Genomic DNA, 14906 nt, shown 5'->3' with positions numbered 1-14906 from the left:
TAGGTTATTAACCCAAACTAAGGTATAAAACAAATGCTCTCAATTCCCTCAATTACAGAAGCCGAAAAACTTATAGAAGAGAAGCTCGGTGGCTGGTTTGATGTTGTTATAAGTCATATCCCTAACTTTATAGTCGCGGTGATTATTGCGATTATATTTTCATTTATTGCCCGCCTTGCAGGCAAAGGAATGAAAAAAGTATTGCGTCGTTCCCTCGACTCTACTCAAATTGCCGACTTAATGGCCTCCATTTTTAAAGTCATTGTTTTGAGTGTAGGAGTCTTTATTGCCCTTGATTTTATGGGGTTAAAAAGTACCGTTACGTCACTACTTGCGGGTGCAGGTATTGTTGGTCTCGCCATTGGTTTTGCTTTTCAAGATATGACCGAAAACCTAATTGCGGGTATTGCTATGGGTATTCGTAAACCGTTCAAAGCGGGTGATATTATCGAGACCGATAACGTATTTGGTTCAGTGCATTCAATAAATTTACGTAACACACTAATAGAGAGCTTTTACGGGCAGTTGATACTGGTTCCTAATAAAATACTATTTAGAAATGTACTGCGTAATTACAGCACTTTAGGGGTCAGAAGAATAGAAGTACCAGTAGGTATTTCTTACGCTGACGATATAGAAAAAGCTAGTGAAGTTATTGTCGAAAAAATTAATCAATTCGACTTTGTGATCCGCAAAAATGAGACCGCGGTGTACGCAGAAGGCTTTGGTGATAGCAGTATAAACTTACTGGTATGGTTTTGGATTAAATACCCTGGTGAGCCCGATTTTATGACGGTGCGTCACAAAGGCGTTGTGGCAGTAAAGCAAGCACTCGATGCTGCTGATATAAGTATTCCGTTTCCTATTCGTACGTTGGATTTCGGTATTAAAGGCGGTGAAAAACTCGATGCCATGATCAGCGATAAAATAAGTCAGCAGTCAACTAGTAAAGAGGCTGATAGCAACACTGATACTAGCCAGGAAAGCAATTAATTTTAAATTTACAAGGGTAAAGCGGTAGGAAAAACTTACTGACTATCAGCGCGTTTTTACAAAGTAAAAACGCGCTTTTTATTATAATTAATTGATGATCTGAAGTAACTAAAGCCTTGCGTTAACTAAGTTAAAAGCCTCTCAATTAGAAAACTATATAGATAAGGTTTTCTCATCTCAAAATAGGTTATTTAATTAATCGAATTTGTGCTCAAGCTTGATGCAAGCCCTATATAGAAGTGTCTTTGAGTAAAGGATTCAATGGTATAAGTAGCTGCAATGAGCGTCGCGATTGGCGCGTAAACTAAAAGGCTTTTAATCAAGCTATTTATACTGGCTCGGGAGTATGTTCTGCATTAAATTATATCTTGCAGGCCATAAAAAGCGCCGCTTGTGTTGGAGAAGCAAGCAGCGCTGAAGAATAAGTTAAGAAGGAGGTGTATTAAATAACACTAATTTTGTTACGAATGACTTTAACCCCATCCATATTTTCTAAAAACTTTTGAGCAAGAGCACGTTCAAAACCGCTATTAGCTTTGCCTTTGAGTTCAACGTCGCCATTTTCAACCTGTACGTTTAAATTTTTTAATTCTAGGTTTGGGTTAGTACGTAATTCATGAGTAATAGATTGCTGTAAAGTAGCTTGTGTGGCCACACTACTCACTATCGCTAAATGCGTTGCTGCACTAACTTTAAAAGCAGAGACTAATAAAAATAAACAACAAAACGAAATAAAACCGATAGTAAATTTAATGCGACTCATAACTATATCCTTAGTGTGTTTTGAAAAATTATCGCCGTTATTTGGCGTTTTAATACTCATATATTGACTAGGGTTACAAGTTTCATTCCAAATTTAACTGTTTGAAATGATTGGGTATTTTATTAAGTGGTTATTCAGCTAAGTAGTTTTTACATATTACTCTGAATTGCTTACTCACTGTTTTTAAGCCACAAAAAAGCCGACAAACGTCGGCTCAATCAAATATATTCAAGCTAGAGCTATTTTTTCTTCTTAGCTTTGGCTTTTTTCTTCGCTTTCATTTTTACTGGATCTTTACGCTTTTTAACTGGTGGCTTAGCTTCTTTATGTTTTGGCTCTAATCCTTTAAATACACGGCGTTTTAGCTTCTGCTCTATGTAACGTTCTACTTTGTAAAGGATGCCAATATCGTGTGCTTCAATTAGTGAAATTGCTATGCCTTTTTTACCCGCGCGACCTGTACGGCCAATACGGTGTACGTAAACATCTGCAGTGCGAGGCATATCAAAGTTAATTACGTGGCTTATATCAGCTACATCAATACCACGCGCGGCTACATCGGTCGCGACTAAAATGCGGGTTTTGCCACTGTGGAAATTTTCCATCGCTTTCATGCGTTTATCTTGTGGCATTTCACCACGTAGCCACGCAGCTTTAACGCCGTTATTGGTTAGTTCACCAATAAGGGTTTCAAGGCGCTCACGAGTTTTTACAAACACAATCGCTTTACTAACATCAGGGCCGTTTAAGGTGTTAACTAATAGCTCAAGCTTGTGATGGTAATCGTCAGCTAAATGAACCCATTGATGTATTTTAGCTTTTTCTTTGCGTGATGATTCGGCTTCAAGTAGAGCCGGGTCGTTTAAAATACGCTCTGCAAATAATTCTACGCTGTCACCTTCAAGAGTAGCTGAGAATAAAAAGCACTGACGACGGTTTTTAGCTTCATCACAAATACGCAGCATTTCTTTACGAAAGCCCATGTCGAGCATGCGGTCGGCTTCATCAAGAATGAGCATTTCTACGTTTTCTGCGTGGAAGTTTTCAGTTTCCAAATACTCCATTAAACGCCCAGGTGTGGCGATTAAAATGTCGTTATTATTTTCAAAAATTTCTTTGTGTGTACCGTAATTAATACCGCCGGTAACCACCCCAATTTTTAAGTGGGTTTGTTTTGCAAGTAACTCACATTGTTCATGAATTTGATAAGCAAGCTCGCGAGTTGGGGTCATAATTAATACCCGTGCAAAGCCCGGATCACGACGCGGGAAATCCATTAAATATTGAATTGCTGGAATTAAGAATGCCGCCGTTTTACCCGTACCTGTCGGTGCAGACGCTAAAATATCACGCCCTTGCAACGCCTCAGGAATGGCTTGTTGTTGAATGCTAGTAGGGGTTTCAAAACCCATTTTATTAATAGCATTGAGTAGCTTATTATCAAGATCAAATTCAGAAAATTGCATAGAGTGTCAAAAATAGGGGACAATTGCCGTTAATTATACGCACTTAAACCTACTTGGTGAATGAAAAGGTGAAAAAATGTCTGGTTTTGCATTTAAACAATTTAAGGTTGAGCACGACCAGTGCGCCATGAAGGTATCTACCGATGGTATTTTACTCGGGGCATGGGCTGATTTAAGTGATGCTAGTTCGTTATTAGATATTGGCACAGGCACGGGGTTACTGGCGTTAATGTGTAAGCAGCGAGCGCCAGATTTAAAGGTGAGTGCGGTTGAGGTTGATAAAGCAGCCTACCAGCAGGCTTTACAAAACTGCCAGCAAAGTCCTTGGCCAGACATTAATATTTATCACCAGTGCGTTCAGCAGTTTGTGCCTGAGACTAAGTTTGATTGCGTTATAGCTAATCCGCCTTATTTTAATCATAGTTTAAAAAGTGATAATGCAGCGCGAAATGCCGCTCGCCATACTGATGGTTTAAGCTTTGCAGAACTGATTGCTGCGTTTAAACGTTTAACGCATAAACAAGCTCGTTTTAATTTAATTTTGCCTAGTGAAGAGGCGCAGTTATTTATAACCTTGGCGCAGCAACAAGGGCTGTATTTAAACGCGCATTGCCAAGTAAAAACTACACCGAGTAAAGTGTTCAGTCGCAGCTTAATGCGCTTTAGCTCAATCAAAACAGAATTACAACAAACAGTGCTTTGCATAAAAGATGAAAACAACACCTACACAGCTGATTATGTTGGGCTTTGCAAAGCATTTTATTTAAAGATGTAAGCTATAAATTGAGCTTGGTTATCTAGTAATAAAGGATAATTTACCCATTATGCATACGTATTCAGTTTTTATTTAATCAATCACCAGACTAGTGTTAACCACTTGTAAATAACGTCGAGTATGTTGTTTAACTCGCTCAACACTTGGAACACACACTATGAAGCTGAATAAAATTATCACCACTGCAGGATTGAGCCTCGGCTTAACTTTACCAAGCTTAGCTATGGCTGCACCTACAACATTTGTGCATCTATTTGAATGGAACTGGCAAGATATAGCCCAAGAATGTGAACAGTTTTTAGGGCCTAAAGGATATGCTGCTGTACAGGTATCTCCGCCTAACGAGCATATTACAGGTAACCAATGGTGGACTCGTTACCAACCTGTGAGCTACCAACTGCAAAGCCGTGGCGGCAACCGGACGCAGTTTATAGATATGGTTAATCGATGTAATTCGGCAGGCGTAGATATATATGTTGATACCCTAATAAACCATATGGCTGCAGGCAATGGTACTGGTACCGCCGGTAATAACTTTGGTAATAAACAATATCCTATTTATAGCCCACAAGATTTTCACCAAAGCTGCTCAATTAACCCTGAAGATTACGGTAATAATCGCTATCGTGTGCAACATTGCGAGCTGGTAGGGCTTGCCGATTTAAATACCGCTTCAACTTATGTGCAAAATACGTTAGCGGCCTATATTAATGACCTGCAAGCTTTAGGTGTTAAAGGCTTTAGGTTTGATGCTGCTAAGCATGTTGCAGCAAGCGATATTCAAAGTCTAATGGCTAAAATAAATGGCTCGCCAGTGGTGTTTCATGAGGTGATAGATCAAGGTACTGAAGCGGTAGATGCTTCAGAGTATTTAAGTACAGGTTTAGTTACTGAGTTTAAATATAGTACCCAGCTTGGTAATACCTTTAGAAATGGCTCGCTTGCGTGGCTAAGTAATTTTGGTGAAGGTTGGGGTTTTATGCCAAGTTCATCAGCTGTGGTATTTGTTGATAACCATGATAACCAACGCGGGCATGGTGGTGCGGGTAATGTAATTACTTTTGAAGATGGCCGTTTATACGACCTAGCTAACGTTTTTATGTTGGCATATCCGTATGGGTATCCAAAAGTCATGTCGAGTTATGACTTTCATGGTGATACCGACGCAGGTGGGCCAAGTGTGCCAGTGCACAACAATGGTAACTTAGAATGCTTTGCAAGTAATTGGAAGTGTGAGCATCGGTGGTCATACATTGCTGGTGGTGTCGATTTTAGAAATAACACTGCCGACAATTGGGTTGTAACAAATTGGTGGGATAACACCAATAACCAGATTGCATTTGGGCGAGGTAGCTCAGGCCATATGGCAATTAATAAAGAAGACTCAACTTTAAATTCAACGGTTCAAACAGACATGGCTGCTGGGCAGTACTGTAACGTATTAAAAGGTGAGCTTTCGGGTGATGCTAAAAGCTGTAGTGGTGAGGTTATTACAGTTAATAGTAACGGCACTATTAATTTAAATGTGGCGCCATGGGATGCCATGGCTATTCATAAAAATGCTAAATTACGACAAGACTCGCTTCCTAATAACGGTGGTGATTGGCAAAGAACCGTTGTTTTTATCAATGCGCAAACACAAAGCGGGCAAGATATGTTTGTTCGTGGTGGAATAGATCACATTTATGCGAATGCAAACCTTGGTAGAAACTGCCAAACAACGAACATTGAATGTGCCATGCCTATTCGTCACAACAATTTAAAAAACAACACCACTTTGCCTTGGAAAGCAAACGATAATTACCTAGATTGGTATGGTATTGAGCAAGGTCAAAGCAGTGAGGCGCAAGGTACCGCGATGGATTGGACTACTAATATATGGCCTAGTGAATATGGCGCGAAAAAAACGGTAGATAATGATGGTTTTGGCGTTACACCACTTAACATATGGGGTGAACACTACTGGATGCTTGATGTTGATATGGATTGCAGTAAAGCCGTTAACGGCTGGTTTGAACTCAAAGCATTTGTAAAAAATGGCCCTGAGTGGGAGGGCGATATAAATCAAGCAAACACCCCATATGCAAGCACTAACCATATGGCCCAGTGCGGCAAAATTAATATGTTTGAATTTAATAGCTCAAGTGTAGAGGTACGTGACTTTTAAATATGCACTTTTAATCATGTACTTTAAAACGTGATTATTATTTAAAAACCAAGTGTGTTAAAACGCATTTGGTTTTTATTTTTTACATGCACCTAATTAGCTATGTAATTTCATAGTGTGTTTATAAATCAGCTGGTATTATCGTTTTATTCGCTATTTAAAATTAAAGCAACTCAATGAAAAACTTTAATAAACTAACTTTGCTAAGCACTATCGCTGCAGCTTTATTTATAAGCCATAGTGCGCATGCAAACACGAGTCCTGTAGGGCTTTGGAAAACCATTAATGAAGACACCAAAGAAGCAAAGTCGTACGTACGCATTACTGAACAAGATGGCGTACTGACTGGCAAAATTGAAACAATACTCAATAAAGCCAAGCAAGATGCGCTTTGTAGCGAGTGCAACGGTGATAAAAAGAATCAGCCGATGCTAGGCATGACCATTATTGAAGATGTAACTTATGCCGGAGATGGTAGTTGGGAAGACGGTGAAATACTCGACCCAAATAACGGTAAAACCTACAGTGTGCGCCTAACTCCAAAGCAAAATGGTGAACAGTTAGAAGTGCGTGGTTATGTGGGCTTTTTTTACCGTAACCAATACTGGTTAAAAGTAGAGTAGTTAAGAATTAAAAAGCGCTGCATGGCAGCGCTGTTTGTATATTAAATAGTTACAGGGTTTCAGCGTACTCTGTCATCACTTGCTCTACCCAGGTGGCAATACGCTCGTCGCTTAGCTCGTACTGACTATCTTCGTCCAATGCTAAACCTACAAATTGTTTACCGTCTTCGGTAAGGGCTTTAGACGCTTCAAATTCGTAGTTACTGTCGTTAGGCCAAAAGCCAAGTTGAGTAATGGCTTGGGCATTTATTTCATCGTGCAACATACCTAACGCGTCTTGAAACCATTGGCCATACCCTTGCTGATCGCCCATACCAAATAAGGCTATGGTTTTACCATTTAGGTCAACGTCTTTTATGTCGTCCCACTTTGATTCCCAATCTTCTTGAATTTCGCCAAAGTCCCACGTAGAAATACCAAAAATGATAAAGTCATATTGCTCAGCGTTTTTAAGCGGCTCGTCTTTAATATTATGTAAGCTGACAATGTCGGCGCCAATAATATCGCGTATTTTTTCTGCCGCCATTTCGGTATAGCAGGTAGTAGAACCAAAAAATAAACCAATCTGCATCGTATTTATCACTGTGTAATTGCCTGTTATGATAGGCTCAAGTTTACCGTAAGGTATTTTTAATTGATACCTTCTCCCGTGGTATTACCAACATGAGATCACAACGTGACAACGCTATCTGACGATTTACCTGAACAAAACACTAAACTAAGTAGCAATAGCGACTTTTTAGAAATCTTTCTTGATAGTCTCTATTTAGAGCAAGGCGTAAGTGAAAATACATTAAGCGCTTATCGCAGTGATTTAGATAAGTTTTGCCAGTTTTTAAAAGGTGAAAACTTAATGACGGTAACCAGCCTCGACGTTGAAAGTTACTTAGCGCATCGTGTTGATTTAGGGCTAAAGCCACGCAGTACTGCACGCAGTATTAGTGCATTAAAACGTTTTTATCAGTACTTTGTACGCGAAAAAATAATTAGCGACTCACCTATGGTTAATATTGCTCAGCCTAAAGCAGGGCAGTCGTTACCAAAAACGCTTTCTGAGGCCGAAGTAGAGGCGCTATTAAGTGCCCCCAATACAGAAGAGCCAATGGGGCTGCGCGACAAAGCCATGCTAGAGCTATTGTATGCAACGGGCTTGCGGGTAACTGAGTTAGTGGGGCTAAGAATGGAGCAAATAAATTTGCGCCAAGCTGTGGTGTTTGTAAAAGGTAAAGGCAACAAAGAGCGGTTAGTGCCTTTAGGTGAAGAGGCTATGTATTGGCTGGAGCAATTTTTAAAGCTTGGCCGAGCACAAATGATAAAACATGCCACCGATTTTGTCTTTCCCTCTAAACGAGGGGTGGGCATGACACGACAAACTTTTTGGCATCGGATTAAACACTATGCTATTTTGGCATCCGTTGAGTCGCCGTTATCACCTCATACTTTGCGACATGCATTTGCAACGCATTTATTAAATCATGGGGCTGACTTGCGTGTGGTGCAGATGATGCTTGGCCACAGCGACCTATCAACTACCCAAATTTATACGCATGTAGCGAATGAGCGATTAAAATCGGTGCATGCTGAGCACCATCCTCGTGCTTAAGCGAATTTTTTTGTCACTAAGCCGGTCATATAGACACGATAAGATAAGTATTTTTTAGGATAGAGAACCCGTTATGAAAAAATTAATGTTAGCAGGTGCCATGTTGTGCACTAGTTTGAGCGCTTTTGCTAATGGCGTTGCAGTAACACCCGATGCCAATGATCCTATCGTGACAAAATTTGCCGCGCTTGGAGTAACTGTAAAACAAATTAACCCAAGTCCGGTTGCAGGCTTAAAAGAATTGATTACCAATAAAGGGGTGCTATATGCAAGCCCTGACGGTCAGTTTTTAATGCAAGGTACGCTAATCGATTTAAACAATCGTAATAATTTAACCGAGCAAGCGCTCAATGGTGTGCGCCAATCAGGGTTAAAAGAATACGAAGATTCAATGATTGTGTATAAAGCGCCAGAAGAAAAACACAGCATTACCGTGTTTACAGATATTAGCTGTGGTTACTGTCGTAAATTACACCGTGAGCTTGATGACTTACTTGAGTCGGGTATTACGGTTAAATACCTAGCATTTCCACGTGGCGGCCTACAGGGGTCAGGTTATGCTGATTTAATGAATGTGTGGTGTGCTAAAGATCAGCAAGAAGCACTTACTGAAGCTAAATCGGGCTCGGATACACAAATTGTAAAAGATTGTAGCGCACCCGTTGCAGAGCATTACCAATTAGGCCAAAGTTTTGGTGTTAGTGGTACACCGGCTATTATTTTAGAAGATGGCACGATGATCCCAGGCTACCAACCAGCAGCCGCATTAAGCGCTGCGCTTGAGGCGAATAAAGCAGGTTAATTAAAAACCTGAGTACCTGTTTAAAAAGGCCTTTATGGCCTTTTTTTGTCTTTTTGTTATGAACATCATAAGTTATAAAACCAGCATGAAAAAAATGATCATTGCGCGAGAACCCGTTGACGACTCTCATCTACCTAGTCATCTACATCCTGTTATTAAGCAAATTTATGCCACGCGTAACGTCTGCCATGCTGATGAATTAAATAATAGTGCGGCTACTTTACTCGACTTTAAGTTGTTTAAAGATATAGACAAAGCCAGCCAACTGTTAATAGATGCACTGCATGCACAAAGCAAAATACTTATTGTTGGCGATTTTGACGCCGACGGCGCAACCAGCACCGCTACCTTAATGCAAGGGTTGGCCATGTTTGGCTTTACCCATTTAGATTACTTAGTGCCAGACCGCTTTAGTCTAGGTTATGGTTTAAGCCCAGCATTGGCTGAGCAAATAGTGACTATGCAGCCCGATTTAGTGATCACCGTAGATAACGGTATTTCGTGTATTGCAGGGATTGATATTGTTAAAGCTGCAGGCATTAAAGTGCTGGTTACAGATCACCATTTACAAGGCGAGCAACTGCCTAATGCCGATGCTATTGTTAACCCTAATCGCCATGACTGTGATTTTCCCTCTAAGTCGATAGCCGGTGTTGGTGTGGCGTTTTATTTACTAATCGCACTGAGAAGTGCGCTGCGTGAACAAGGCTACTTTAACCAACATCCCATGCCAAATATTGCTGATTTACTCGATATTGTAGCCCTTGGTACGGTGGCCGATGTGGTAGCCCTTGATGCAAATAACCGCACGTTAGTGCATCAAGGCTTGGCACGTATTCGCAGCGGTAAAACCCGGCCCGGTATCAGCGCACTGATTGAAGTGGCTAATCGTAATGCAGCTCGTTTAAGTGCCAGCGATTTTGGCTTTTCATTAGCGCCACGTCTAAATGCAGCTGGGCGCCTAGATGACATGAGTTTGGGTATAGCTTGCTTACTTAGCAACGACATAAATCAAGCAAGGCGTATAGCTGGCGAGCTTGATAGCTTAAACTTTGCCAGACGTGAAATAGAGCAAGGTATGCAAGTAGAGGCGCAAGCCGTGCTCGATAGGCTAGCATTTAAAGAAGATAGCGTACCTGATGCTATTTGTTTGTATCAAGACGATTGGCATCAAGGCGTTATTGGCATTTTAGCGGGGCGCTTAAAAGAAAAATACCACCGCCCAACCGTGATATTTGCGGGTGGCGAAAACGGTGAAATAAAAGGTTCATGTCGATCTATTGAAGGCTTGCATATGCGCGACCTGCTTGAGGGGTTAAACACCGCGCAGCCTGGTTTAATTAATAAATTTGGTGGCCATGCAATGGCGGCAGGTTTAAGTATTAACGAGCAGCAATTTCCTGAGTTTAAACGTGCGTTTGATCGTGCGGTTAGTGAGCAACTCAGTGAAGAAAGTAAACGCTGTATTGTGTTTACCGATGGTGAGCTACCTAATGACTGCTTTAGCATGGATTTTGCGCAGCTTTTAAAACAATCGGGCCCGTGGGGGCAGCAGTTTCCTGAGCCGGTATTTGAACACACCTTTGAAGTAATCCAACAGCGTATTGTGGGTGAAAAACACTTAAAGCTAGTATTAAAGCATCAGTCTGCACGCTTAGTGGATGCCATTGCCTTTGGCATTGATGTTAAAGCGTGGCCAGATACCGAGGCGCAGTTTGTTAAAGTGGCGTATCAGCTCGATATAAATGAATTTAGAGGTAAATTTAGCTTACAACTTATAGTTAGAGAGCTTGAAAAAGTGGGCTAAAAAATATCTTCAAACCATGCATAAAATGCTAATAAAACGCGCGGTTTTTTGTTAAAATCGGGCGTTTTTATTATTTAATGATTTTTAATTGCGCTCGCTCTCTTTTTTAAGTGCGCAATAACCTAGCCATTTTGGAGTAATGTACATGTTTGAAGTGAATCCTGTGATTAATCAAATCAAGGAAATTCGCGAACGTACTGAACTGCTTCGGGGTACCTTTGACTACGCTCTTAAACAAGAACGTTTAGAAGAAGTTAACGCCGAACTTGAAGATTCAGCCGTATGGAATGAGCCTGAGCGCGCACAAGCCCTTGGTCGTGAAAAGTCAGCACTAGAAGCCGTGGTTGAAACAATCGATAACCTTGTTGCTGGTACTGACGATGTTGAAGGTTTAGTAGAGCTTGCTGTTGAAGCCGAAGATCAAGACACCTTTGATGAAGCACAAAGCGAACTAGCTGATTTAAACCAGCAGCTTGAAGGGCTTGAGTTTCGTCGTATGTTTTCAGGCTCTCACGATTCAAACGATGCCTACCTTGATTTACAATCAGGCTCTGGCGGTACAGAAGCACAAGACTGGTGTAATATTTTACTGCGTATGTACTTACGCTGGGGTGAAGCAAAAGGCTTTAAAGTAGAGCTAGTTGAAGCGACCGATGGTGATGTTGCTGGTATTAAAGGTGCAACGGTACGTTTTTCTGGCGAATACGCTTATGGTTGGTTACGCACTGAAACAGGCGTACACCGCCTAGTTCGTAAAAGCCCATTTGATTCAAGTGGCCGTCGTCATACCTCGTTTGCATCTGCGTTTGTTTACCCAGAAGTTGATGACAACATTGAGATTGATATTAATCCGTCTGACTTACGTATAGACGTTTACCGTGCATCAGGCGCGGGTGGTCAGCACGTAAATACCACTGAATCGGCGGTACGTATTACTCACGTACCAACCAACACCGTGGTGCAATGTCAAAACGAGCGTTCACAACATAAAAATAAAGCCCAAGCAATGAAGCAGTTAAAAGCGAAATTATTTGAGCTTGAGCTACAGCAGCAAAATGCTGAAAAGCAAAGCCAAGAAGACAACAAGTCTGATATTGGCTGGGGAAGTCAAATTCGTTCATACGTACTTGATGACTCGCGTATTAAAGACTTACGTACTGGCGTTGAAAACCGTAACACTCAAGCGGTACTCGATGGCGACCTAGATAAATTTATTGAAGCCAGCTTAAAATCTGGTTTATAACCACCAAGCTAAAAAAGAGCTAAAAAATGACTGATCAAATCCAAGACGAAAATAAGTTAATCGCTGAGCGTCGCGGCAAATTAGACGCTATTCGCGAAAATTGCCCAGCCAACGGTCATCCAAACCAATTCCGTCGTGAGCATTACACGGCAGATTTGCAGGCTGAGTTTGGTGATAAGAGTAAAGAAGAGCTAATCGAATTACAGCACGTAGTATCGATTGCGGGTCGTATTCTTGCTAAACGTGGCCCATTTATGTCTATTCAAGACATGAAAGGCCGTGTACAAGCATATGCCTCAAAAGACGTTCAAAAAGATTTAAAAGCAAAATATGGTCAGCTTGATATTGGCGATATTATTGGTGTTAAAGGCGCACTGAACAAATCAGGTAAAGGCGATTTATACGTAGAAATGACAGAGTACGAACTGCTGACTAAGTCACTTCGCCCACTACCAGAAAAATTCCATGGTTTATCAGATCAAGAAACTAAATATCGCCAACGTTATGTTGATTTAATTACTAACGAAGCAACGCGTGAAACATTCCGCATTCGCTCACAAGTAGTTGAAGGCATTCGTCGCTTTTTAGCAGACCGCGATTTTATGGAAGTAGAAACGCCAATGCTGCAGGTTATTCCTGGTGGCGCGACGGCACGTCCGTTTGTAACACACCACAATGCGCTTGATATCGACATGTACTTGCGTATTGCACCAGAGCTTTACTTAAAGCGTTTAGTGGTAGGTGGTTTTGACCGTGTATTCGAAATTAACCGTAACTTCCGTAACGAAGGGTTATCGACACGCCACAACCCAGAATTCACTATGATTGAGTTCTACCAAGCGTACGCTGACTACATTGATTTAATGAACATCACCGAAGACATGTTACGTACAGTTGCAACTAACGTACTGGGCAGTCCAATTGTGGTTAACACCACTAAAGATGAAAACGGCGACGTTGTTGATTCAGTAGAGTATGATTTTGGTCAACCATTCACGCGTTTAAGCATGGCAGATGCTATCTTAAAATATAACCCTGAGTTTGATGCAGCGGTATTTAACGACCCAGAAAACCACTTTGAAGAATTAAAAGCGTACGCTAAACAAGTACACGTTAAAATTCCTGAAAACTGCGTATGGGGCCCAGGTAAGTTCTTATGTGAAATATTTGAAGAAACGGCTGAGCATATGCTTATCCAACCTACATTTATCACAGGCTACCCGTGGGAAGTATCTCCACTTGCACGTCGTAACGACGAAAATCCATTTGTAACTGATCGTTTTGAATTTTTTGTTGGCGGTCGTGAATTAGCAAATGGTTTCTCAGAGCTTAACGATGCACAAGATCAAGCTGAGCGTTTTACTCGTCAGGTTGAAGAGAAAGACGCTGGTGATGATGAAGCAATGCATTATGACGAAGACTACATTCGCGCACTTGAGTATGGTTTACCACCAACGGCAGGTGAGGGCATTGGTATTGACCGTTTAGTGATGCTATTTACTGACTCATCAACTATCAAAGATGTTATTTTATTCCCGCACATGCGCCCACAAGCTGACTAAGCTTGAAGGAATAAACTATAAAATTATTAACGCCGCTAATTAGCGGCGTTTTTTTTGCCTTATTGTTTGTGAGACATTGCCTAAACTTTATATTAGGGCTTTTAATTAATAAGTACTACACTGATAATAAAATGTAAGTACAAAGGGATATTAACCTTTAATTCAGTTTCATTATCATAAAGTTGCCTCACTGCTTAGCAACATTAAAGCAGTGCTATAACTTTTTGGTATGATTGTTTTTTAAACATTATGTTGTATTTATGTGAATTTTTTAGCTAAAATATGGCCGAAATTTGTACACGGTCATTATTAGTCGTAAAAATAAAAATTTCTAAAGGACTTAGATAAATAATATGAAAGCTAAACGAGTAGAGTCTTTACCCGATAAGAGCACCACAGAGCAACAGCGACAAGCTTACTATCGCGCATGTATTGCTGAGTTTCAAAAATTGGGCTACCAAGAGCAATACCTAGCAGAGCTTACGGATGAACTAGTGCCAGTGATGGGTGTTAACTCAAGCACTCCAAATACCTAACCTGATTAATTTTCAAACTAATTACACTTTAAAACCAGACATGTGTGCAATCTATAGCCATATAGTCACTTTTGTCAGAAAAGTGTTTGACATATTTTCTGAAATCTTTATTATACGCCCCACAAGACGGAGAGGTGTCCGAGTGGCCGAAGGAGCTCCCCTGCTAAGGGAGTATAGAGTTTGTAGCTCTATCGAGGGTTCGAATCCCTCCCTCTCCACCATTTTTTAAATGGCAAAATCTTGTAAAGGTAAAGATGGGCGCATAGCTCAGCTGGATAGAGTACCTGGCTACGAACCAGGCGGTCGGAGGTTCGAATCCTCCTGCGCCCACCACTCTTTACACACTCTGCTTAGAGTTAAAACAAGCAAAATGAAAGTGGGCGCATAGCTCAGCTGGATAGAGTACCTGGCTACGAACCAGGCGGTCGGAGGTTCGAATCCTCCTGCGCCCACCACTTTCATTGCAACTCCTGCTAAGAGTATAAAATAAGTAAAGTGTTGGCTAACGCCAAGCGGTCGGAGGTTCATTCTTATTAGATACGTCCTACGCCCACCACTTTCAACTC

General features: G+C 41.1%; 13 protein-coding genes and 3 tRNA genes. 13 read left to right on the top strand and 3 right to left on the bottom strand.

Translation table 11 applies throughout. The annotated features are described in order from the left end of the window. Nucleotides 1-33 precede the first annotated feature (33 nt). A complete protein-coding gene (locus AB8618_RS13015; RefSeq protein WP_413400759.1) occupies nucleotides 34-993 on the top strand; it encodes a mechanosensitive ion channel family protein in 960 nt (319 codons plus the stop codon). Between the two features lie 442 nt (nucleotides 994-1435). Here the strand turns inward: AB8618_RS13015 and AB8618_RS13010 are convergent, their stop codons facing one another. Then, the gene (locus AB8618_RS13010) at nucleotides 1436-1756 is read right to left on the bottom strand and encodes a BON domain-containing protein (protein WP_138606629.1); all 321 of its coding nucleotides are present in this window, start codon (nucleotides 1754-1756) and stop codon (nucleotides 1436-1438) included. Between the two features lie 239 nt (nucleotides 1757-1995). Further along, nucleotides 1996-3222: an ATP-dependent RNA helicase SrmB gene (gene srmB / locus AB8618_RS13005; RefSeq protein WP_010391528.1), complete on the bottom strand. Its 1227-nt coding sequence runs from the start codon at nucleotides 3220-3222 to the stop codon at nucleotides 1996-1998. Between the two features lie 76 nt (nucleotides 3223-3298). Here srmB and AB8618_RS13000 point away from each other — a divergent pair, with 76 nt between their 5' ends. The 3 genes from AB8618_RS13000 (at nucleotide 3299) to AB8618_RS12990 (ending at nucleotide 6787) form a co-directional block, all read left to right on the top strand. After that, nucleotides 3299-3997, top strand: coding sequence for a tRNA1(Val) (adenine(37)-N6)-methyltransferase (locus AB8618_RS13000; protein WP_413400758.1), 699 nt, complete (start codon nucleotides 3299-3301; stop codon nucleotides 3995-3997). 157 nt (nucleotides 3998-4154) lie between these two features. Continuing rightward, on the top strand, nucleotides 4155-6164 hold the full coding sequence (locus AB8618_RS12995; protein ID WP_409423859.1) for an alpha-amylase: 2010 nt from the start codon (nucleotides 4155-4157) through the stop codon (nucleotides 6162-6164). Nucleotides 6165-6340: 176 nt separating this feature from the next. Continuing rightward, entirely contained in the window at nucleotides 6341-6787 is a 447-nt protein-coding gene (locus tag AB8618_RS12990) for a DUF2147 domain-containing protein (RefSeq protein ID WP_413400757.1), read from the top strand. Nucleotides 6788-6836: 49 nt separating this feature from the next. Here the strand turns inward: AB8618_RS12990 and fldB are convergent, their stop codons facing one another. Next, nucleotides 6837-7358: a flavodoxin FldB gene (gene fldB / locus AB8618_RS12985; protein ID WP_008467792.1), complete on the bottom strand. Its 522-nt coding sequence runs from the start codon at nucleotides 7356-7358 to the stop codon at nucleotides 6837-6839. A 105-nt stretch (nucleotides 7359-7463) separates the two neighbouring features. On the opposite strand from fldB, the gene xerD reads away from it, so the two are divergent. From xerD to AB8618_RS12940, 9 genes are all read left to right on the top strand, one after another. Further along, the gene (gene xerD, locus AB8618_RS12980) at nucleotides 7464-8390 is read left to right on the top strand and encodes a site-specific tyrosine recombinase XerD (RefSeq protein WP_413400756.1); all 927 of its coding nucleotides are present in this window, start codon (nucleotides 7464-7466) and stop codon (nucleotides 8388-8390) included. A gap of 73 nt (nucleotides 8391-8463) precedes the next feature. Next, entirely contained in the window at nucleotides 8464-9192 is a 729-nt protein-coding gene (dsbC, locus tag AB8618_RS12975) for a bifunctional protein-disulfide isomerase/oxidoreductase DsbC (protein WP_138606619.1), read from the top strand. A gap of 85 nt (nucleotides 9193-9277) precedes the next feature. Continuing rightward, entirely contained in the window at nucleotides 9278-10999 is a 1722-nt protein-coding gene (recJ, locus tag AB8618_RS12970) for a single-stranded-DNA-specific exonuclease RecJ (protein ID WP_413400755.1), read from the top strand. Between the two features lie 145 nt (nucleotides 11000-11144). Next, nucleotides 11145-12242, top strand: a complete 1098-nt coding sequence (gene prfB / locus AB8618_RS12965; RefSeq protein WP_418157310.1) for a peptide chain release factor 2 — start codon at nucleotides 11145-11147, stop codon at nucleotides 12240-12242. A gap of 26 nt (nucleotides 12243-12268) precedes the next feature. Then, nucleotides 12269-13804 (top strand): lysine--tRNA ligase, encoded by a 1536-nt coding sequence (gene lysS, locus AB8618_RS12960; RefSeq protein ID WP_054201888.1) that lies wholly within the window; start codon nucleotides 12269-12271, stop codon nucleotides 13802-13804. A 353-nt stretch (nucleotides 13805-14157) separates the two neighbouring features. Beyond that, nucleotides 14158-14340, top strand: coding sequence for a hypothetical protein (locus AB8618_RS12955; RefSeq protein ID WP_413400754.1), 183 nt, complete (start codon nucleotides 14158-14160; stop codon nucleotides 14338-14340). Between the two features lie 128 nt (nucleotides 14341-14468). After that, a tRNA-Ser gene (locus tag AB8618_RS12950) sits at nucleotides 14469-14561 on the top strand. Nucleotides 14562-14596: 35 nt separating this feature from the next. Next, a tRNA-Arg gene (locus tag AB8618_RS12945) sits at nucleotides 14597-14673 on the top strand. Nucleotides 14674-14718: 45 nt separating this feature from the next. After that, nucleotides 14719-14795 (top strand) — tRNA-Arg (locus AB8618_RS12940). Nucleotides 14796-14906: the final 111 nt, after the last annotated feature.

The organism is Pseudoalteromonas sp. RW-H-Ap-1, from assembly GCF_048318575.1.
Taxonomy (GTDB): domain Bacteria; phylum Pseudomonadota; class Gammaproteobacteria; order Enterobacterales; family Alteromonadaceae; genus Pseudoalteromonas.
The sequence above is the reverse complement of the archived record's forward strand: the minus strand, read 5'-3'. Positions and strand labels throughout refer to the sequence as shown.